The 20,397-nt window shown below is 64.5% G+C and carries 17 protein-coding genes and 1 tRNA gene; 6 read left to right on the forward strand and 12 right to left on the reverse strand.

The window, feature by feature from the left end; all coding sequences use genetic code 11:
• Window positions 1-11 precede the first annotated feature (11 nt).
• Entirely contained in the window at window positions 12-1,316 is a 1,305-nt protein-coding gene (locus J2R99_RS06935; RefSeq protein WP_307153711.1) for a cobyrinic acid a,c-diamide synthase CobB, read from the reverse strand.
• On the reverse strand, window positions 1,313-2,185 hold the full coding sequence (gene cobA, locus J2R99_RS06940) for a uroporphyrinogen-III C-methyltransferase (RefSeq protein ID WP_307153712.1): 873 nt from the start codon (window positions 2,183-2,185) through the stop codon (window positions 1,313-1,315). The genes J2R99_RS06935 and cobA overlap by 4 nt, the downstream gene beginning before the upstream one ends.
• Window positions 2,186-2,326: 141 nt before the next feature.
• Between cobA and J2R99_RS06945 the strand changes: the two genes are divergently transcribed.
• On the forward strand, window positions 2,327-3,091 hold the full coding sequence (locus tag J2R99_RS06945) for a cobalt-precorrin-6A reductase (RefSeq protein ID WP_307153713.1): 765 nt from the start codon (window positions 2,327-2,329) through the stop codon (window positions 3,089-3,091).
• Here the strand turns inward: J2R99_RS06945 and J2R99_RS06950 are convergent.
• The 4 genes from J2R99_RS06950 to J2R99_RS06965 all read right to left on the reverse strand — a co-directional run bounded on the left by J2R99_RS06950 (window position 3,019) and on the right by J2R99_RS06965 (window position 9,132).
• Window positions 3,019-3,846 (reverse strand): glutamine amidotransferase, encoded by an 828-nt coding sequence (locus tag J2R99_RS06950; RefSeq protein ID WP_307153714.1) that lies wholly within the window; start codon window positions 3,844-3,846, stop codon window positions 3,019-3,021. The two genes, J2R99_RS06945 and J2R99_RS06950, sit on opposite strands and share 73 nt — an antisense overlap.
• Window positions 3,839-4,318 carry a tellurite resistance TerB family protein gene (locus J2R99_RS06955; protein WP_307153715.1) on the reverse strand — a complete coding sequence of 160 codons (480 nt, stop codon included), beginning with the start codon at window positions 4,316-4,318 and terminating at the stop codon, window positions 3,839-3,841. The genes J2R99_RS06950 and J2R99_RS06955 overlap by 8 nt, the downstream gene beginning before the upstream one ends.
• A gap of 94 nt (window positions 4,319-4,412) precedes the next feature.
• Window positions 4,413-7,883 carry an ATP-binding protein gene (locus J2R99_RS06960; RefSeq protein WP_307153716.1) on the reverse strand — a complete coding sequence of 1,157 codons (3,471 nt, stop codon included), beginning with the start codon at window positions 7,881-7,883 and terminating at the stop codon, window positions 4,413-4,415.
• Window positions 7,873-9,132: a metallophosphoesterase family protein gene (locus J2R99_RS06965; protein WP_307153717.1), complete on the reverse strand. Its 1,260-nt coding sequence runs from the start codon at window positions 9,130-9,132 to the stop codon at window positions 7,873-7,875. Before J2R99_RS06965 ends, J2R99_RS06960 begins: the two co-directional genes overlap by 11 nt.
• A 194-nt stretch (window positions 9,133-9,326) precedes the next feature.
• Between J2R99_RS06965 and J2R99_RS06970 the strand changes: the two genes are divergently transcribed.
• On the forward strand, window positions 9,327-9,884 hold the full coding sequence (locus J2R99_RS06970; protein WP_307153718.1) for a DUF3320 domain-containing protein: 558 nt from the start codon (window positions 9,327-9,329) through the stop codon (window positions 9,882-9,884).
• A gap of 32 nt (window positions 9,885-9,916) precedes the next feature.
• Here the strand turns inward: J2R99_RS06970 and J2R99_RS06975 are convergent, their stop codons facing one another.
• From J2R99_RS06975 to hemC, 6 genes are all read right to left on the reverse strand, one after another.
• Window positions 9,917-10,933, reverse strand: a complete 1,017-nt coding sequence (locus J2R99_RS06975; protein ID WP_307153719.1) for a PGN_0703 family putative restriction endonuclease — start codon at window positions 10,931-10,933, stop codon at window positions 9,917-9,919.
• Between the two features lie 76 nt (window positions 10,934-11,009).
• Window positions 11,010-11,085, reverse strand: a tRNA-Thr gene (locus tag J2R99_RS06980).
• 155 nt (window positions 11,086-11,240) lie between these two features.
• Window positions 11,241-13,556 (reverse strand): heme biosynthesis HemY N-terminal domain-containing protein, encoded by a 2,316-nt coding sequence (locus tag J2R99_RS06985; RefSeq protein ID WP_307153720.1) that lies wholly within the window; start codon window positions 13,554-13,556, stop codon window positions 11,241-11,243.
• A 9-nt stretch (window positions 13,557-13,565) separates the two neighbouring features.
• On the reverse strand, window positions 13,566-15,506 hold the full coding sequence (locus J2R99_RS06990; RefSeq protein WP_307153721.1) for a hypothetical protein: 1,941 nt from the start codon (window positions 15,504-15,506) through the stop codon (window positions 13,566-13,568).
• Between the two features lie 99 nt (window positions 15,507-15,605).
• The gene (locus J2R99_RS06995; protein WP_307153722.1) at window positions 15,606-16,340 is read right to left on the reverse strand and encodes a uroporphyrinogen-III synthase; all 735 of its coding nucleotides are present in this window, start codon (window positions 16,338-16,340) and stop codon (window positions 15,606-15,608) included.
• Entirely contained in the window at window positions 16,340-17,266 is a 927-nt protein-coding gene (gene hemC / locus J2R99_RS07000; protein ID WP_307153723.1) for a hydroxymethylbilane synthase, read from the reverse strand. The genes J2R99_RS06995 and hemC overlap by 1 nt, the downstream gene beginning before the upstream one ends.
• Before the next feature lie 63 nt (window positions 17,267-17,329).
• On the opposite strand from hemC, the gene tsaD reads away from it, so the two are divergent.
• The 4 genes from tsaD to J2R99_RS07020 all read left to right on the forward strand — a co-directional run bounded on the left by tsaD (window position 17,330) and on the right by J2R99_RS07020 (window position 20,391).
• Window positions 17,330-18,424 (forward strand): tRNA (adenosine(37)-N6)-threonylcarbamoyltransferase complex transferase subunit TsaD, encoded by a 1,095-nt coding sequence (gene tsaD / locus J2R99_RS07005; RefSeq protein WP_307153724.1) that lies wholly within the window; start codon window positions 17,330-17,332, stop codon window positions 18,422-18,424.
• Complete coding sequence (locus tag J2R99_RS07010) at window positions 18,424-19,428, forward strand: NAD(P)H-dependent glycerol-3-phosphate dehydrogenase (RefSeq protein WP_307153725.1); 1,005 nt, start codon at window positions 18,424-18,426, stop codon at window positions 19,426-19,428. Before tsaD ends, J2R99_RS07010 begins: the two co-directional genes overlap by 1 nt.
• Window positions 19,429-19,470: 42 nt before the next feature.
• Window positions 19,471-19,908 (forward strand): EVE domain-containing protein, encoded by a 438-nt coding sequence (locus tag J2R99_RS07015; RefSeq protein ID WP_307153726.1) that lies wholly within the window; start codon window positions 19,471-19,473, stop codon window positions 19,906-19,908.
• 66 nt (window positions 19,909-19,974) lie between these two features.
• Window positions 19,975-20,391, forward strand: a complete 417-nt coding sequence (locus J2R99_RS07020; protein ID WP_307153727.1) for a DUF1761 domain-containing protein — start codon at window positions 19,975-19,977, stop codon at window positions 20,389-20,391.
• Window positions 20,392-20,397: the final 6 nt, after the last annotated feature.

Consider the following 20,397-nt stretch of genomic DNA (forward strand, 5'->3'; position numbering starts at 1 on the left):
GGCCCCGCGCCTTACGCGGCGCGGTCGATCACATGCAGGAAGGAGCCCGATACGCTGCCGCGGCAGAGGCCAACCTCGCCAAGCGGCGTATCGGCAGCATCCCGGCTGTCGAAGAGGCGCTCCGCCGGGCCTTCGCTCACGATGCTGGCGTAGTGGAATTCATGTCCGCCGAGAGGTCCTGCGAAGGGCTTGTCGGCAAGCGGTGTCAGCCGGCGGTAGCCGAGATGAAGACGCCGCGCGGCGAAGCTCGTCACGAGCGGCAAAAGCCCAAGCATCTCGTGCCGTTCGCCCTCCGCGTCGATCAACGCGTCGCCGAGTGTCATGAATCCCCCGCACTCGCCATAGACGAGACGGCCTTTCGACGCCGCGCTGCCCATGGAATGCTTGAAGGTTGCGGCTGCGGCGAGCTTCCCCGCATAAAGCTCCGGATATCCTCCAGGCAGGAAGATTGCACCCGCGTCTTCGGCCGGCGCCTCGTCCGCGAGCGGTGAAAAGGTCGTGATCTCGACGCCAGCGGCGCGCCAATCGGCGAGCCAATGCGGATAGGCGAAGCGGAAGGCGACGTCGTCCGCAATGGCGATCTTCTGTGCGAGCGGAGGAAGGGGTGCCGCGTTCTCGTGGTTGTCGCCGAGCGGTGCTGCCGCCCGGAGAAGGGCATCGAGATCGACATGTTTCTCGATCAGTGCTGCCGATGCCTCAATGACGGCATCGAGCGTCTGATGTTCCTCCGCCTGGACGAGCCCTAGATGCCGTGATGGAAGCGCCAACCGCTCATCGCGCGGCACGATTCCGATCAGCGGCACGGATGCGCGTGCAAAGCCTTCCCGGATCAGACCCTGGTGGCGCTCGGAGCCGGCACGGTTGACGATCGCGCCGGCAAGCGAAAAACCGTCGGTAAGGCGCGCGAAGCCCTCCGCCACGGCCGCCGTCGATTGCGACATGCCATTGGCTGCGACGACGAGGAAGGTTGGAAGTGCGAGGTGTGCAGCGAGGCTCGCGGTCGAACCGAGACCGTTCGCTCCACCGTCATAAAGCCCCATCACGCCTTCGACGACAAGAAGGTCCGCGCCTTCCGCCTGGCGGGCGGCGAGCGCGCGAAGCCGTTCCGGCCGCATCGCGAAGGGATCGAGATTGATCGCTGGCGCGCCCGAGGCCGCTTCCAGAAAGCGCGGGTCGATGTAATCGGGCCCGCATTTGGCGGCTCTGACCTTGAGCCCGCGGCGGATCAGGGCGCGGATGAGGCCTGCCGTCAGGACTGTCTTGCCGGAATGGCTGGAGCCTCCGGCGATGAGCATTGCCTTCGGCCCGCTCTTCATGCGGCGCCACCGGCCTCCTTGGCGTAGAGATCGGGGCCCGTTCCGAGAGGGTCAGGGTCGAGCTTGCGACCTTGCAGCGCCCCGAGCCAGTCCAGGCCTTTGCGCAGTTTCACGACCTCGCCGAGAACGACGAGGGCGGGCGGTTCCATCTTTGCCGCAGCGCAATCCTCCGCCGCGCGGCCAAGCACGGTTTCAAGAACGCGCTGACGCGACGTTGTCGCTTCGGAGACGATCGCCACAGATTCGTCAGGACCACGACCGGCCGCCATCAGCGCGTCGGCAATGCCGGCCAGATGCTTGATCGCCATATACATGACGATCACCGGCGAGGCCTTGGCGAGGGCTTGCCAGTCGATCGAGGAGGGAGTGAGGCCGGTCTGATCATGGCCGGTGAGGAAGGTCACGACGTGGTTGATGTCGCGATGCGTTGAAGGAAAGCCCGCATAGGCGAGGCCGCCGACACCGGCGGTCACGCCCGGCACGATGCGGAAGGGGATGTTGTGGGCAACCAGCGTCAGGGCTTCTTCGCCACCGCGCCCGAAGATCAAGGGATCGCCGCCTTTCAGACGGCAGACGCGCTTGCCTGCGCGCGCCAACTCAACGAGATGGAGCGATATATCGCGTTGCTTGGCCGACGGCTTGCCGCCCCGTTTGCCCGCATATTCGATAACGGCGCCCTGGCGTGCGTATTTCAGCACGGACGGATCGACGAGCGCGTCGTAGATGACATGATCGGTCTGGGCGAGGGCGTTTGCAGCGTGCAACGTCATCAGACCGGGGTCGCCTGGACCGGCGCCGACGAGCCAGACATGGCCGGGTTCGAACTGGGGCAGGTCCGCAAAGAGGGGGGAGGGGGGCAGAGCGTCCATGTCGCTCTTTTTGCAGGAGGAAAACCGCAAGACAAGTGTCTTCGCGGGCTTGCCTGTGTTGCATTCAAGGCGTTTTGATCAAAGCACAATCTGGCGGCGCGTTGCGGCCTATCGGTACACGCGGGAATGAATGGAGAGCTCATGGCCAAGGTGATGATCCTCGGCGGTACGGCGGAGGCTGGAGAACTGGCCGCGCGGCTTGCAGGAGACACCCGTCTCGACACGGTGACCTCGCTTGCCGGACTGACGCGTCTCCCCCAGGCGGTGGCCGGGAGTGTGCGCCGTGGTGGCTTCGGGGGTCCCGATGGGCTCGCCCAGGCTCTGCGGGAGGGCGGTTATGACGCACTCGTCGATGCGACGCATCCTTTTGCCGCGCGCATTGCGCAGCACGCCAAAGAGGCGGCCGAGATGGCGCAGGTACCGCGAATCAAGCTCGTGCGGCCGGGCTTCGAACGCCGGCCGGACGACCATTTCATCGAGGTTGCGGATATGACAGGGGCTGCGGCCTCGATCCCGCAAGGCGCGCGCGTCTTTCTTGCTGCGGGGCGTCGCGAAATTCGTGCCTTTGCTGAGCGCCAGGATCTGTGGTGCTTGATGCGCATGATCGAACCGCCGGTCGCCGGAGAGGAATTCCCGCGCGGTGAGGTCATTTTGGGTCGCCCGCCCAACGATCCGCAGGCTGAGATCGCGCTCTTCAAGAAACACGGCATCGAATGGATCGTGTCGAAGGATTCAGGTGGCCGCGCGAGCGCCAAGATCGAGGCGGCGCGCCTTCTGGGCTTGCCCGTCGTGCTGGTTCGCCGGCCCAAACCACCGGAGGGACCAAAGGCGGCTCAGCTTGAAGCGATCCTCGATTGGCTTGAGGAGACGCTTTTTGCCGCCGCCGCGCCGGCTTCGCTCAGCTGAGCCTTGGGAGCACGTCCGTCGCGCGCGATCCAGCTGTCCAGAAAACCGTCGAGCCAGTGGCGCACGGGTGGATCGTAGCGGAACCATTTGGCCATATGATCGGGCCTCGGCCGCGCGCCGGGTAAGTTCATGCGCTCCGCGCCTCGGACCGTCCAGCGGCAGGCCATCGCATAGGTGAGCTCGGAGTGGAATTGGACGCCGAAAGCGGCTGGGCCGATCGAAAATGCCTGGTTTTCGAACAGCTCCCCGCGGGCCAGTAGCGTCGCGCCTGTCGGAAGGTCGAAGCCTTCGCGGTGCCATTGGTAGACATGGCTCGGCCAATCCATCAGTGCCGCCCCTTCCGGCGTTGCGTCCAGCCGATAGAAACCGATTTCCGCGCAGCCTTCGCAGTGGCTTTTGACCTCGCCGCCTAGTGTCTTGACGAGCATCTGCGCGCCAAGGCAGATGCCAAGAAACGGCGCCTCTTCCTTTAGGGGGACATTGATCCAGTCGATCTCGCGCTTGACGAAGTCGTCGGTATCATTGGCGCTCATCGGACCGCCGAAGATCACCGCGCCGCTGTGCTCCGCCATCGTCTGCGGCAGCGGATCGCCGAAGCGCGGGCGACGGATATCGAGCCGGTAGCCCTTCGCCTGCAACATCTGGCCGAGCTTTCCGGGGCTCGACGTCTCCTGGTGCAGGACGACAAGCACGGGCCGTTTGGCGGCGTCGTCCGGGCCCTGACGCCTCAGATAATGGATGGTTGCATCACTCATTGTGGGATTCGCGCTCGCTCTGGGCGTGGCGCTCGGCCACGGCGTGCTTCAGGCCGATACGCGCATTGCGGTCGACGCCCAGAAGCTCGGCGACGCGCCAGACGAGATTGTCTTCGAATTCATGCACTTCGCCGTCGACATAGATGACTTCCCAGAGCCTTTCCACCGCGCGGATGCGCTCTTCGATGGTCATCTGCCGCTTCAACACGCTGGTGAAGCGGTACAGGTCGATCGCCTCGGCGTCGACGCGCTCGGCCTCGGCGATCAGACGTTCCAAATCGCCGCCATTCAAACCGTAATCCGCTTTGAGAATTTCGCGCATGCGCGCGCGTTCATCTTCACCGGCAGCGCCATCGACGGCAACGCAATGGACGAGCAATGCGGCAAAGGCCAGTCGCTGATCGTCGTCGGTGAACGGGCGTTGTTGTTCTTCGCCCTTGAAAGTCAGGAAGTTGCGCAGTGCATCGAGCATTGTTGGATCCCTTTGGCACTGAAGCTAGTGCAAGAGGCGTGCCGTTGCCAGTGACGGCTTGGTAAGGCGCGCCAACCTTCGGGTGTGCCCCGCTCTAAATCTCGATCAGATCGAGGTCTTGGCCCAGAGCCTGCTCGGCTGTTGCCACCACGCTTCTGTGATGCGTGAATAGGATCGGCTGGAAATGCGTGCTCGAGGCCGCCAGCGTCTTGATGCCGGCTGCTGTGCGCTCATCGTCGAAGGTCTGAAAGAGATCGTCGCCGATAAAGGGCGCCGGCTCGTTGTGGCGACAGTAATCCTCAAGGAAGGCAAGACGAAGGGCGAGATAGAGCTGGTCACGTGTCCCGTCGCTCAACCCTGAAATGGCGATCTGCTCGCCGCTGCTGCGGACTGCCTTGAGTTCGGGCTCGTCCGCCTCGTTGAGCTCCTGGGCGAGTGTCATAAACGCGTCGTCGGTCAGCATGGCGAAGAGGGTGCCCGCACGCTCCATCATCGGGTCGCTCTCCTTTGCCCGGTGATGCTCCATGGCTGCCGTGAGAAGCGTTGCCGATAGTTTGAGGACCGCCCATTGGCGCGCTGCTTCGACGATCTCGACCTCCGCGGCGTGTTTTGCGAAGGCGGCGGCCTCCGAGCCCGGCGCGCGTTCCAGGCGTTCGCGTTCGCCACGTTTTTCAGCGAGGCGGGCATAGAGTTCTGCCATCTCCTGGTCGAGTTGCTCTTCGTCCCGCCTCAGCGTCTCCATGTCGATCTCGGCGCGACTGCGATCGAAAGCTGCGAGTTCGGTGCGCACGGCGTCTTCGTCTGCTCCGTCGGATATCTCCGCAAGACGTTCCCGGCACCGGGCGAGATCCGCTGCCAGCCGATCACGTTCCCGCAGCCGTGCGATGAGCTGGCTCGGATCGGCGTCGGGAGTGGCGGCCAGAGCCTCCTTCAGCGCTTTGCGGGCGCGTTCGCAGCTCTCCTCGCTTGCAGTGAGGGCCGCTCTCGCTTCAGCGAGTGCCGTATGGGCCGCGCGCCTTTGTGCCGCGTCGGTGCGGGCTTCCTGGACCCGTTCGTCGAGCAGCTTGATGGCATGGCCCGCCGGAAGTCCTGCGAGCTCTGTCGCGACATCGGCGATAAGGGCTCCGACCTTCATCTCGAAATCGGCAATGTCGCGGCGCATTCCGGCAACCCGACGCTCGCGCTTGTCGCGCTCGCGCCTCAAATCAGGCAGGCGCTCCCACAGGCGAATATTGGCGGCGGCCTCTGCGATCGTCGTCGTCGGCGACAGTCCGACCGCACCTGCTGCTGCGCGAAAGTGCTCCTGCCAGAGCCGGTCTTGCTCGTTCAGCTTCGCTGTTTCGTCCTCGAGGCGCTTGATGCGCGTCTCGGCGTCGTCGCGGCGTCCGGCGAGCGCGCGGCTTTCGCCCCATGTGGCGGCGAGAGCCCGCAGCCGCTCCTCGATGGCCCGTAGCAGTGCCTGCTGCGGCAGTGCTTTTGCCTCTTCGAGGCCGATACCCTCGGCGATTGCGGTAAGCGCCGGCGCAAGCTCGTTGGACAGGCGTTGAAGCGCGGAAAGGTCGCTCTCTCGCTCAAGCAGGAGGCGCCGTTCGGCGAGAAGGCGGGAAATCTCACCGCGCCAAGCCATCATCTCGTCGGGGCCGACAGGCGTTACACCGCAATGGGTGAAGAGTTCATGATAGGTTCGTTCGGCTTCCGCGAGGGTTTCGCGCGCCTTTGTCTTTTGCCGCTCAAGCGCTTCTGCCTCGCGGAGCTGCGTCTCATGTTCTGCCTCTTCGATCGCCAGCCGGGCAAGTGTCTCGGCACCCGCCAAAGCGTGGTCGGCCAGTCGGTCGGCCTCCTGCGTCAAGACTTCGAAGGTGGCGACCGCATGTGCGGCGGCCCCTTCGGAAAGGGGAGCCGTCTCGCCGAGCAAGGGGCCGCGCAGCCCGGCAAAAGCCCGGTCACGCAAGCCGCGCGCTTCTTCGATCTCCGCAGCGCTGGGCGGTGCGGTTCTGCCTGCCACCGCGTTTTCGGCGCGGAGCGCTTCTTGGGCCTCGCGATTGCGCTTGAGGGCAGCTTCGACCTCGCGCAGCTCCTCTGCCGCCGCCTTCAGACGGTTGCGATGATCGGCAAGAGTTTCGACGGACGGCAATGTGGCCGCGGCGATGCGACCGAGGTCGTTGATCGGCGGGACGAGGGCTGCGACGCTTTCGGCGAGCTTTTGCCGCTGCAAGAGGCAGCTTCGGTCAAGCTCTTCGCGTTGCTCAAGTTTCTTTAAATCCGGGCGCAGCGCCTGGAGTTGATCTTCCCAGCGTCTTGGATCGATTAGAGGCGTTACGGGCGCCTCGCGAGCGAGCTCGGCGAGAACATTGCGCTCTTCCACCAGGCGCTTCTCGGCCGTGTCCCGAGCGCTTTTGAGGCTCTGGCCGTCGCGGACGGCAGTTTCGAGCGCGGCGAGGGCGGCATCGGTTGGCTGCAAGCGCTCAAGATCTGCGGCTGCGATCCCGAGCCGACCTCCAAGTTCCGCCATCTGCGCGGTGTAATCGTCGCGCTCGGCGATGACGCGCGGAAGGTCGCGCTGGCTTTTGGCATAGTCGCCGGAGTTTCCATAAAGGGCGCTGATGGCCTCGGCCTTTTCGATGAGCGCCTGATCGACGCCGATGCCGGCGAGCTTTGCTTCTGCCGCTCTCACGCGCTCCCGAACGGCGCTTAGAGCCTCTTCGGCGCGAGCGGCATCGTGCAGTCGCGCTTCCAGGCGTTCGGCGGTGCCGGACGGGTGGGGCGCGAGATCTGAGAAATCGGCGAGCCGTCCTGTTTCGCGATCGATCTCTGCGATGGTCGGTTCGATCTGGCGCAGGCGCTGCAGGGCTTGAAGTCGTTGGCGCGTTTTTGCGCGTGCAGACGCGAGAGCCTCGTGTTCGTCCTGGAGTTCGTCGATTGCGCGGTTGAGATCGCGCCAATCACCGGCGCGCAGCTGGCTCGCGCGCTCTTGTTTGCGCGCCTCCTCATGACGGTCACGGATCTGGTAGAAGAGGCGGTCTTTGGATGCGCGCTGCGCAAAGATGCGGGCAGCCTCCTCTTCAAGCTTCGTTTTGGTGGCCCGCAGATGCAGAAGTCCCGAGGCGGCTGCAAACAGCAGGCTGCCGAGTTCGCCTTCGGCGGCGAGCATGGCATCGGCGCCGGCCCGAAGCCGCGATGAATCCAGACCGAATGCCCGCTCGAAGACATCGCGCGATAGACCGCCGGTGAAAGGCAGAAGTGCGTCGTCGCGCAGGGGTGTTTCGCTGTCGTCGTCGCTCAAAAGCGTGAGCTTGCGTCCGCGCTTACGCCGGAATGTGAGGCGCGTGCCGTCGCCCGCGCGCAGGCTTGCTGCGACGCGAAGCGCTTTCGTTCCGTGCAGGAATTCGAAGCCGTTGGTTCGCTCTGGAAAACCGAAGAGGAGGTCGGAGATGGCGGCAAGCGCGGAGGATTTTCCGGCTTCGTTGGGCCCATAGACGAGATGCAGCTTTGCCTCGTCGCGAAAGCTGATCTCCCGTGCGGAAAAAGCTCCGTAGCGCAGAAGACTGAGGCGCTCAACGCGCATCGATATCCTCCTCCGCAGTAACGCGGACGCGCAGAAGATCTGCGGCTTCGGCAAGAAGAGCAGCCGTATCTGCTCCGAGCGGTGCCGTTTCCGCGCCCAACCCGCCGGGCAGTTTGGCGGCGATTTCGGCGATGATCCCCTCCGCCTGCTCGAGGATCTCCGGCTCGCGCACGAGCGTCTGAAGCAGCGGTTCGATGTCGAGTTTTTGCTCCGGTCTGACCGTTTGCGCCGGCGTCGCTGGCTCGGTGACGCGCAGATCGAGCTTTTCCAGCCAGATATCGGGATGACAGCGATGGCAGGCAGCCTGCACCTCGTCGACAAGATTGGCGCGCTCGGCGATCAAACGGCGTCGCAGCGGCGAGGCACCGGTGAGACGGACACGCAGGGCGAGAAGCCGGTCCTGTGCCGCTTCGGCCCGTGTGGCGATGCGTTCTTCCACGGCTTCCAGAAGCTGCGGCATCGTCTCGACACCGCCGATATCGAGTCTTGCCTCGGCAAATCGCGCTTCGTCGACCAGAAGCCGTTCCTTGTCTGTCACATGCCCGTCCTCGACGGTGACGAGAACCGCGCCTTTCTCGCCGGTCTCGCGGATGGAGCGGGCCTGAAGATTGCCGGGGAAGACGATCGGCGGATCCTCGGCCACGATCTCGAAGTCGTGGACATGGCCGAGGGCCCAATAATCATAACCGCGTGCGGCGAGCTCCTCGGCCGAACAGGGGGCATAGCTCGCATGTGGCGGGCGTCCGGTCAGCGCCGTGTGCAGGACGCCAATGTTGAAATAGCCGGGGATGGGCGGTGGATAGGTGAGAGCGAGATTGTTGCGCTCCGCACGTTCGCGGAAACCCTGGCCGTGCAGTGCCACTTTGAAAGCATCGAGGAGAAAGCTCTCGGGCTTTGTCGTGTCGAAGGCGCGTACCGAGCCCGGAAGCGCGATGCTCTTTGTAACGACACTGTCGGCGTCATGATTGCCTTTGAGGAGAAAGACCGGGATGCTGGCCCGGTCGAGACGCGCGACCTCCCGGTTGAAGAAAAGCCCGACATTGTTGTCCGGCCATTCGCCGTCATAGATGTCGCCGGCAATGACGAGGAAAGCGACCTTACGTTCGATAGCTTGCGCCACAAGATTCTGAAATGCGCGTCGGATCGCCTCCGCGAAGCGTGCGGCGACGTCCGGATCCTTGACGCTCAAGCCCTGCAGCGGGCTACCCAGATGCAGATCGGCGGCGTGCAGGAAAGTGAAGGATGCCAAGGAATCCTCGTCGCAGGCAAAGGGCGGATAGCCTCAGCTATGGGATGCGCGGACGATGATCGCAAGCCGGTGTTTGCCGGGACGGGTCGTCGCGCGACACCGTCGGTCGCGCTCCTGCCTCTTGAGGACCTTATCCCCTCTATGCAGATTGCGCCCAGACGGGGCGCAGATCGATCACAATGGAGAGGTTCCCCATGGCTCAAACACAACCGGATCCAGGCGCGGTCGACAAGCCTTCGGAACCCGCGCCAAAGGGTGACGGCCGTTTCCGTATCGCCGACCTTTCGAGCTTTCACGCCAATCCGGACAAGTTTTTCGAGTTTTCCTACCGCCAGACGCTGCACGATATGGTCGAGGCGGTGATCGAGGCCGAAGCTCCGGTTCGCGAAGACATCCTGGCGCAACGTATTGCCCGCGCCCATGGGTGGCAGCGCACCGGCCGGCGCATTCGCGATCAGATCGCCAAACATCTGCGCGAGGTCGACCGGACGGAAGAATCGTCCGGCGACTTCCTGTGGAAGAGGGGTACGGTTGCGAGCCGCGTCGCCTACAGGCCTCCGGCAGGTCCTGCGCATCGCCGGGCCGTCGGCGAGATCGCGATTGCCGAACTCAGCGACGTGGTGGAGGCCAATCTGGCGCTTCTGGAAGAGGATGATCCGCCGCTGGTGCTCGCCCGCCTCATCGACGTGGAACGGCTTTCGGCAAGCGCCCGCTCTCGGCTCGAAGAGGCGATCGAACGCACGCGGCCGTAGCCTGCGAGCGTTGGCCGCGAACACCGGCAAACCTAGGCAGAGCGGGCTTCCGTATCGGCGATCAGGAAGCGGTAGCGTTCATCAAGATAGGACGCCCACGGATCGCCAGGGCCGAGCCCGTCGATCAGGGGCCTAAAGAGCGCTTCGGTTGAGCGACTGACGAAGTCCTCCGGCTTTTGCAGAAGGCCGCGGAAGACGGCAAAGACATCCTTGCCGAAGCGCTGGAGCGTTGGCGATGTCACTTTGCGGAGCGCCAGGTTGGCGGACGGTGCTATATGCAGGACGCGGACCCGTTCCGCGCCGTCTTCGCGCGCTTTCTGCATCTGAAAGGCGAGCATTTGCTGGCGCAGGAGCTGATAGAAGGGCTCGTAGAAGAAATCGGTAAGCGACAGGCCAAGATCTGAGCGGATAGGCCCCTCCGGAGCGAACGCGAGGTTTTCGTAGCGTGAGATTCGGACCCCATGGCCGGCCGGGCCGAGCAGCGCGCCATATCTCTCGGTGTATTTCCATTCGATCAGCAGGGTTTCGCGCCGTTCCTGATGCTTGAAGGCGAGACAGGCATCGGCACTGGTGCAATTGGCCCCGCGTGTGCGCCCGCCGCTGCCGGCTCCTTTCGGGGCTGAGCGGCTTTCGTTGAGATAGTCGCCGCCGATCCACTCGAAAGCGACATACCAGGGACGTCCTTCGGGCCCGGCTTCGACCGGGAGCATTTGAGGCTGGGGAATGTCGAGCGCCAGCGAGACGAGCCGTGACAGGACTTCGGGTCGCTCGGCGAGAGGCATGAGAAAGTTGAGACAGCACGCCTGCGATGAAAGCGCATGGTCTGCGGCGAGATGCCAGGTGATGCGGCGCTCAGAGAAATAGGCGGCGGCATCGGTGCGAATCATCGGGGCGAGGTTGAGGCGCTCGCCACCCGGCTTCAGCCAGAAATCATAACCGCGGTGCCCGATCTGCTTCGGGAAATTCTTACGAAAGTAAGCCGACTGGCTCTGTTTTTCGGACGCCGCAAAAGAGGTGGCCCGCCCAGCCTTTGTCGTCTCGTCCGTCACGCGACTGACCGAGCTGTCGACGTTGCACTTAACTGGGTTTTCATGGCTACCTCCCGGGTTGGAGAAAGGGAGGCGATGGTGCCGCATGCCGGACTCGAACCAGCGACCCCCTCATTACGAATGAGGTGCTCTACCAACTGAGCTAATGCGGCCCGGCCGAGCCTTGGCTCGGCGACAGGATGTCGTCGATCGACACCGGGCTGTGAGGGGCGGTGGCCCTTAACGCGCCACCTCTTAGCGAAATGTGGGCGCGCGGGCAAGCGGGGAAGAGGCCCGTTTGCCATGGGCGTTTGCCATGGCGAAAGTCTCAGAAAAGCCTGAAGCGGCTGCGCCCTGCCTCTTCTTCGGGCTTCTTTTCTTCCGGGCCAGGATCATCCGGCAGGCGCGGCCGATTGCCCTGACCGCCATTGGCACGGGGAGAAGCATCCTCTTCGTCGGAATGTGCGTCCTTTGGCGCATCGACCGGTACGGGCGGTGCCTTAGGCGGCTCGCCCTTGCCCTCGGCCAAGGGGTCAGGCCGCTTGGGCGCTGTATTTGCCGATGCTGGACTGCCTGTCGTTGCTGCGGAAGGCGCGACACTTGCGGGCGTTGGGCCGGCCGCAGGCGAGGCGGTCGACGGCTTTTCATCCGTCCGCTTCGTGTCCGCCGCCAGGCTGGCTGTGCTCTCTGCCGCCTTGCCTTGTGGGGCGACGGGAGCTGCGAAGGATGTTGCGGACTGCGAGCCCGCGCCGCTCTCTTTCGGCTTTGCGGCATCCGTTGCTGTGGCGCTTTTTGCGCTCTCTGGCGTGGCCGATGCCGTCGGCTTGTCGGTTGCGGCAGGTGCAGGCTCCCGCGGTTTCGGCGGCTGGATAGCCCCAACTCCGGCTGCCGCGCCGGCCCCGCTAAGGATGGCGGTCGTTTTGGAAGGTTGCGGTTGCTCCGCCGCAGAGGACGCGCCTGCGTCCGGACCGGCCTTAGGCTTATCGGCAGATGCTGCCGCCTGCGTTTCGGGCTTTGTCGCAGTGGCTGCGTGCGAAGGAGTATCGGTCGGCTTCGCCGCCGCCAGCTTTTCGGCGTCGGCGGGTTTCGTGGCTGCGGAGGCGGCGGCGGGTGCGATGGTGGATTTCGTTGCTGTCGCTGTCTGTGCCGTCGCGGTTGCCGTCGCTGAACCTGCTGCCGGTCTGGTGGTGGTGTCGGGCTTGCCACCGGCCGGCTTGGTGGGGGCGGTCGAGGCTCCGCTTGCCGCAGATGCCGTGGCAACTGGGGTTGCCGTCAATGTCGGGGCCGGGCCTTCGTCGCGCAGGGGGCTGATCTCACGCGGGCGGAAGCTCGCCTCGTCGATGTCGATGGTGCGCCGGCTCTCCGGTTCCTCGATCGGCACTTTCCATTCCACCGCGTCGATGCGACCGGTCACTGGTGAAACCGGCGCCCATTCGTCGAGGATCACGCCATCGGCCGTCCAAGCCGGATCTCGTGGCGCGTGCACGGCGCGTGACAGCCACTCGCGAGCGCGACCGCGATCGCCATGCTCGCCTTCTTCGATTTCGGCCATCATCAGAAGCGCGTTCTGTGTGGGACGCGTGCGAATCATCGGCAGAAGCGTTTCGCGGGCGCGCTCCCAATCGCGCGAGCCGATCGCCGCGCGTGCCATCACCATGCGTGCGGCATCCTCCTGCGGACGCAGCTTCATCAAGGTTTCGAGCCGCTGGAAGCGGTCGCGGGCGGAATCACCCGGGCGCACATTGGCGTAGGCGTCGGCAATGTCGGGATGCGGATTGGCCTTCCAGGTGGTCTCCAGAACGCGCGTGGCACGACGAATGTCGCCGAGACGTGAGGAGAGGCGGCCTGCGAGCACCCCCGCCGGAACGAGGCCCGGCTGCAGGCCGTGTGCCTCGAGTGCTGCTTCCTTGGCCTTGTCGGGCTGGCCGTCCTCCCAGTCGATTGCCTGGGCAGTCAGGATCACGGCCCGCAGGCGCCGCGCTTCCTTGCGATCAATGTCTCCGGTCTCGGCATACCGCGACAGCGTCTTGAGAGCCTCTTCCCAGGAGCCTTCCGCCGTCTGATAGCGCATCAGGGCGCGGGAGGCCCAGGCAGCCGAAGGCGACGTCTCGCGCGCCTGTTCGGCGAAAGCGCGGGCCGTGTCATGATCGCCCTCGCGTGCCGCCTCGATGAACAGGCCTCTCAGGCCCACGATGCGCGTGCGCTCATGGCCGAGCATGCCCTTGAAGGCTTCACGTGCCTTGGCGTGGTCACCACGCAGCTGGGCCGTCTGCGCCCGAAGCAGCAATGCCAGAGGCTCATCGTCTCGGCGCGCCAGGTCGTGAGACGCGCGCTCGGCCGTGCGCAAGTCTCCTGCGGCGACGGCGAGAAGGCCCGTCGACAGCGCTTCGCGCTGGCGGCGTTCGCGGCGGCGGCGCCAGGATTGGCGGGCTTTCAACGGGAAACGCAGGATGAGAACGATCAGCCCGACGACGATGAAGCCAGCGGCGATTGCCAAGAGCGCCGCGAGGGCGGCGCGGGCGAGCCCGATCGTATAGGCCGTGTCGGCGAAGGTGAGTGTCACTTCGCCGGGGGCTTCCTTCAGCCAGGAGAATCCCAGAACGAAGGCGAAGACGACGGCGATGAGAATGAGGAAGCGAATCATGTCAGGTCCTCAGCCGGCGGCGTTGAGGCGGGAGAGAGATTTTGCCCGCAGATCTTCCGCGAGCGCGTCTGCGTCCGCCCGAGCCTTGAGTTTTTCGGCCCAATCGGCGGAGGGTTGGCGTACATCTTCAGGCAGGCTCTGCCATTCGGCATAAGCCTCGTCGAGGCGGCCGGCGGCGAGATCGGCTTCGATGCGGGAGACGATGGCATCCGGTTCGTCACCCTGACGGGGCCCGGCAGGCCGCACCTCGACGAGACCGCGCGCGCTGGCAAGGAGCCGGTCCATCACGCCGACATCCTCGGCAGGTGCATCGGCCGTGCGCAGGATCTTCGGAACATAGGTGTGAAATTCTGCTGCGAGAGCTTCGCGCGTCGGCAACCCCTCCGTTGCGTGGGCCGAGAGCGTCTCGGTCACGGCGCCTTCGTCAGCAAAGCCTGAGACGGCCTTGAGCTCCGTTTCGTAAGGCTCGCCGCTCGCCACCGCGTCTGCGAACGCCTGCGCGGCAACTGCCGGCGCGATTGCCGTCGCGTTTTCCATGCTTCCTTCAAGCTTCGTGATGCGCTGAGAGAGCTCCTCGAGCTGAGCTCGTGTCTCCTCGGCCGTGCTCTGCGCCTCCTGAAGCACACTTTGCGTCTCGGCAACGGAATCGCGGATATTCGAGAGATCGCTGCTGTTCGCCGCATCGGAGACGCTCTGCTGCAGCGTGGTGAGCATCTGCTGGTTGGTCGTGACCGCTTGTTGCAGCGGGCCGAGATCGACGGGTGCCGCGTTCTCCAGATCCCCGAGGCGTCCCGAAAGCTCGTCGAGACGGCCGGAAAGGGCCTGAAGTTCTTCTTCGCTGCCGCCGGAGTTGGCTTGGGCCGGCGTGCCCTCGCCACTGCTTGCAACCGCGCTCATCTGTTCTTCGAGCGAGGCGACGCGGTTGCGCAGATCATCTAGCGCGCCCGGTTCCCTCGTTGCGCCGCCGTTTTGATCCGAAAGGTTCGTAACGGAACGCTGCAATTCGGCGACCTGCGCACGCAACTCGTCCGACCCATTTGCCGAGGCGCTCGAAGGCTGGTTTTGCAGAGCCTGAAGCTGCTCCTGAATTTGTGCCTGTTCGCTCTGGAGGCGGGCGATCGTCGCGTCGTTGCTGCCACTGACCGCTGTCGCACCGGTTCCGCCACTGCCATTGATGCCCGGAAGCGTCACCCCGTATTGCGGCCCGTAGGTCTGGAGTGCCCAAGCGCCGCCGAGGGCAACACCCCCGCCGACGATGCCGGCGAGAAGCAGTCCACCAAATCCCACGCCGCGCCTCGGCGGTTTCGGCGGTGGCGGCGTCTTGGCGGAAGCAGATTTTTCGGATGCAGGCTTCGGCGCACCCTTGTCGCCGTCGTTGGCGGTGGCACTTTTTGCGCCGGCACTCGGGACGGCACCCGGCTTGCCCGCCGTCGTCGTGCCAGCTGTTGTCGCGCCAGCCGTGCCGGCCGCGCTCGTGGCGCTCTTGCTGTCCGGTCTCGCCGGTTGCTTGTCAGGCGATTTCTCCGAGGCCGCGTCCGTCTTGTTCGGAGTTGCTTTCTCCGCGGCCATGGCTTGCGTCGAGGGCCTTTCGCCGACCTTCGCGGTTGGCGCGCTGGATGCGGCCGCGGTGCTGCCCTTGGCCGTCGCGTCTGTGCTGCTTGCACTCGTACTGTCAGCACCGCGGCTCGCGGCGCCGGTCTTTACGGCGTCCTCGCGCTGTGCGTTTTTGTCTTCCGATGGCTTCACGGGTCCGGCCGGCGCGCCGGTTTTACCGGGCTCCTCCTGGCGTCCTTCGCGATTGCTCGCCGTCTTCGGCGTTTCGTTCTTTTTGGGGTCGGCAGGGCCGCCCGCGGAGCTTTGCTTCACTTCTTCGGCCTTCAGATCAATTGTCACGGGTTTACGCTTGTCGCCCGAGGCGGACATACGCTTGTCCTCAGGTTGCCTGGCCACATGCCCCTCCTGCAGCTGAAAGCCGATCGCGGCGATCGGTTCCTCAATTGTTATGCCCTAATGCGGGCGTTGGTGGAACGCCTCGCCCATTCCGCCTGCCTATCCGGTGCAAGAAGGCCCTCGGTAGCGGGCGATCATATCAAAGAGCGAAGCCTGATCGGGGCGATCTGACACAAGGACCGGACCGCGGGCAATGGGTCTGAGCGGCGCGGCAGCCTGGTCGGACAGGCAGAAGCAGATGATGTTCTCGCGAAGCGGCGTCAGCCCCGCATCTTCCAGAGTGCGCGCGAAGGTGGCGGCACTTTGCTGTGAGTAGATGAGGATACCGGCCTCTTCACCTGAGGCCAGCATGTCGCGAGCTCGGCTCTTCAGCTCGGTCACTGGCTCCGAACGGTAGATTTCTCGCAAGACGACGTCGAAGCCCGCTGCCGCGAGCTTGTCCTCAAGCGCACCTGCGCGACTATTGGCGGCGAGATAGAGGACCGGTCCGTCTTCGGGCTTCAATGTCTCGCGAGCGAGCGTGGCAAGCGCGTTTACGTCGCCGCCGGCGCTGCGCACGTCCGGGAAGCCGAGATGATGACCTTCGGCCGCCGTGCGGTCGCCCACCGCAAGCAACGGCAGATGCTGCAGGCGGGCGAGTTCCGCGTGGGCGGCAAGAGCCCGCACTGCATTGGCACTCGTCACCAGCACCGCCTGAAAATCATCCTCCGGCAAAGGGGCCTGAAGCGGCACGACGGCGAGTGCGGGCGAGCGCACCACCTCGTGGCCGAGCGCAATCAGTGTATGTGCCGTGCGGCTGCCGTCAGGTTCCGGGCGGGTGACGACGAGGCGCATCAGGCGATCCCGATCTTGGCCAACAGCTCGGCAGAGGCGCGGCCCCTCACTTCGGCACCCGTCTCGCGACCGATCTTCTCTGCGTCTGTCGCAGAACCCTCGGCGGAGCCTTCCAGAACTTCCGTTCCGTCGGGCGAAAGCAGAAGGCCGCGGAAGGAAAGCTTATCGCCATTCACTTGCGCCCAGCCGGCGATCGGTGTGCGGCAGGACCCGTCCAAAGTGTCGAGGAAGGCGCGCTCGCAGGTGACGGCAGAGGCGGTCTCGGCATGGCCGATCTTGGTTAGGAGATCGCGCATAGCTGCGTCGTCTTCGCGGCACTCAATGACCACCGCGCCCTGACCGCAAGCTGGGGGGAATTCCAGCGGATCCAGAAGTGCGGTTGCATGGCTGTCGACACCGAGGCGGCACATACCTGCATAGGCGAGAAGCGTCGCATCGAGTTCGCCGTCTTCCACTTTCTGGATGCGGGTCGGCAAATTGCCGCGCAGCAGCGTGATCTCCAGGTCGGGCCTGGCCCGTCGCAAAAGCGCCTCGCGACGCAAGGACGCGGTGCCGAAGCGCGCACCCTCGGGCAGATTTTCGAGGCCTCCGCCGTGATGCGAAATGACTGCGTCGCGCACGTCTGCGCGAGGCAGATAGGCTGCAAGCGTCAGCCCTTCCGGCAAGCGCGTCGGCATATCCTTGGCCGAATGCACGGCGATATCGATCGATTTGTCGATAAGCGCCTCTTCGATCTCCTTGGTGAAGAGGCCTTTGCCACCTGCTTCCAGCAGTGCACGATTTTGAATGCGGTCGCCCGAGGTCTTGATGACGACGATCTCGATGTCGGCTTCGTCGATCCCAGTCGCGACCAGCGCGTCACGCGTCGCATGCGCCTGCCATAGAGCCAGGCCGCTGCCGCGTGTCCCAATTCTGAGCCGTTCCATTTGCCCCTTCAGCTTAGCCGGTGCTACACGCCTAGGGTCTAATCAGCCAAGGGGATAAGTGCAATGGACCCGGTCCTCCCCGGCGTCCCCCCAGGCGCCGCATCAAGCGTGCTCGGCATCGAAACGAGCTGCGACGAAACCGCCGCATCCGTCGTTACTCGGGGCCCGGACGGGAAGGGAAAAATCCTTTCAAATGCGGTGTTCAGCCAAATCGCGGAGCATTCCGCTTTTGGCGGGGTGGTGCCGGAAATTGCAGCGCGCGCGCATGTGGAAGCCCTTGACGGCATCATTGCCGCAGCCCTCGCGGATGCGAACAAACGCCTTTGCGATGTCGATGCGATTGCCGTGACCTCCGGGCCGGGCCTCATCGGTTGTCTTCTCGTCGGCGTGACCACGGCGCGGGCTCTTGCCGCTGCGGCCGGCCTTCCGCTTCTCGGCATCAACCATCTGGAAGGCCATGCGCTCACTCCGGTTCTCACCGATGATGTCGCCTTTCCCTATCTGCTTCTTCTCGTCTCTGGCGGACATACGCAGCTTGTCGCCGTCGAAGGCTATGGTCGCTACCGGCGCCTCGGTTCCACCATCGATGACGCGCTCGGTGAAGCTTTCGACAAGACGGCAAAGCTTCTTGGCCTCGGCTATCCAGGTGGCCCGGAAGTGGAGAAGCGTGCCCTCAGAGGAGATCCGCGCCGCTTCAACTTGCCGCGCCCGCTTCTTGGTACAAAAGGCTGCGACTTTTCCTTTTCCGGCCTGAAGACGGCGCTTCGTATCAAGGCGGAGGCACTGGTTCCGCTCACCGAGACGGATGTTGATGACCTTTGCGCCGGCTTTCAGGCGGCTGTGGCTGCGATCGTTTCCGAACGGGCGGCCCATGCGCTCAAATTGCAGCCGTGGAATGCTCTGGTTGTCGCCGGCGGCGTCGCCGCCAACCAGGCCGTCCGTTCCGCCCTGTCGGAGCTTGCCGACAGGGCGGACATTGCTTTCGTAGCGCCGAGGCCCGATCTTTGCACCGACAATGCGGCGATGATCGCCTGGGCTGGGCTCATGCGGCTTGGCGTTGGCGAAGCCGTTGAAGACATTGTGGCGCGTCCACGCTGGCCGCTCGATCAGGCCGCGGAACCGCTTCTCGGCTCGGGCCGTCACGGAGCTCGCGTTTAATGGTTACGCCGTTTCGCAAAGTCGCTGTCGCGGGAGCCGGCGCTTTCGGCACCGCGCTTGCTCTTGTTGCAGACCGTGCTGGGGCTTCGGTGACCCTCTGGACAATCGACGAAGCCGCCGCCGCACGACTGGCAGTAAGCCGTGAAAACAGTGATTTTCTACCGGGTCCGCGTCTGCCGGAGAGGATCAACGTCACCAGCGACATATCGCGTCTCGGCGACGCCGATTGTGTCCTTCTCGTCGTTCCGTCGCAGGCCACCCGGTCGCTGCTGACCGGAATCGGCGCAACGCTTTCAAGCGATGCAGTGGTTGTCGCCTGCGCCAAGGGCATCGAACAGGAGACCGGCGCGCTGCAGGGTGAGATCGTGCGGGCGGCGCTGCCGGACCATCAGATCGGGGCTCTGTCGGGGCCGGGTTATGCCGCCGAGATCGCCAGGGGCCTGCCAACCGCTGTCACGGTCGCGGCGAGCGAGATTGCGGTTGCGGAGCAGGTGGCCGCCACGCTCTCCTCCGACAGCTTCAGGGCCTATGCGAGCGACGATATCGTCGGGGCGGAGCTTGGTGGATCGCTGAAGAATGTCATCGCCATCGCCGCCGGCATTGTCGAAGGCCGTCGGCTCGGCGAGAGTGCGCGCGCGGCTCTCGTCACCCGTGGGCTTGCCGAGATGAGCCGTCTTGGTGCCAGGATGGGCGCGCGCCCTGAGACTTTCATGGGACTTTCAGGTCTGGGCGATCTCATGCTGACGGCAATGAGCCGCCAATCGCGCAATACGAGCTTTGGCATTGCATTGGCCGAGGGCCGGTCGGTTGCCGAGCTGACCGCGCCGGATAAGCCGCTCGCGGAGGGCGCCTTCACTGCCGCCATCGCCGCACGTCTTGCCCGCGAGCACGGCATCGATATGCCGATCACGAGCGCGGTTGCCGCGGTTCTCTCCAGTGCGCTCACTGTCGACGAGGCGATTGCGGCGCTCGTCTCTCGACCCTTGAAGCAGGAGATCGCCTGAGGCACGAAGGCGGACCGCTGCAAGTCCTTGAAGGGGGTGGGTATGGCCTATTGGCTGTTTAAATCCGAGCCGCACAAATGGTCGTGGGACGATCAGGTGAAAAAAGGTGCGGGCGGACAGGAGTGGGATGGTGTGCGCAATTATCAGGCGCGCAACTTCATGCGCCAGATGAAGGCCGGCGAGCGCGGCTTCTTCTACCATTCCAATGAAGGCAAGGCGGTCGTCGGCGTGGTCGAAATCGTGGCCGAGGCGCATCCAGATTCCACCGATGAGAGCGGGAAATGGGAGTGCGTCGACATCAAGGCCGTGACGCCGTTGAACGAGCCTGTCTCGTTGGACACGATCAAGGCGGACGAACGGCTCGCAGAGATGGTGCTGGTGAAGAATTCGCGCCTATCGGTACAGCCGGTTAGCGAAGATGAATTCGCGATGATCTGCCGGCTCGGAGGGCTGGTAGCCGAGGACGTCAAAGCCGGCTAAGAGCTGACGCGAGCCTTTTGAGAGGTTGCGGGGCGGCACCGGTCCGCCTTGCGAGGGGGAGACGGAATGGCCTTTGCCGGAATCAATTATCTCGCCGTCATCGTGGCTGGGTTTGCCGCGTTCGGTTTCGGCGCCATTTATTACGCGGTGCTGGCGAAGCCGTTTACCGCCGCGACAGGCCTCATCCAGGTGAAGGTGGACGATGGCGATGAAAACGTCGATCGCACGCCGCTTCTCGTCTCCCTCACCGGCGAGATATTCATGGCCTGGATGCTTGCGGGGCTCATCGGTCATATCGGCGAAGTGTCGATCATCACCGGCCTCGCATCCGGTTTCTTTGTCTGGTCGGGCTTCATCCTGGTGCCGCTCGTCGTCAACCACCGCTATCAGATCATGCCGTGGACGCTCACCTTCATCGACTCCGGCCACTGGCTCGGCGTCGTCATGCTCCAGGGCTTCATCATCGGTGCGTTCGGGACCTAAGGTCGG

It is taken from the genome of Rhodopseudomonas julia (assembly GCF_030813515.1).
GTDB classification, from domain to species: Bacteria; Pseudomonadota; Alphaproteobacteria; order Rhizobiales; family Afifellaceae; genus Afifella; species Afifella julia.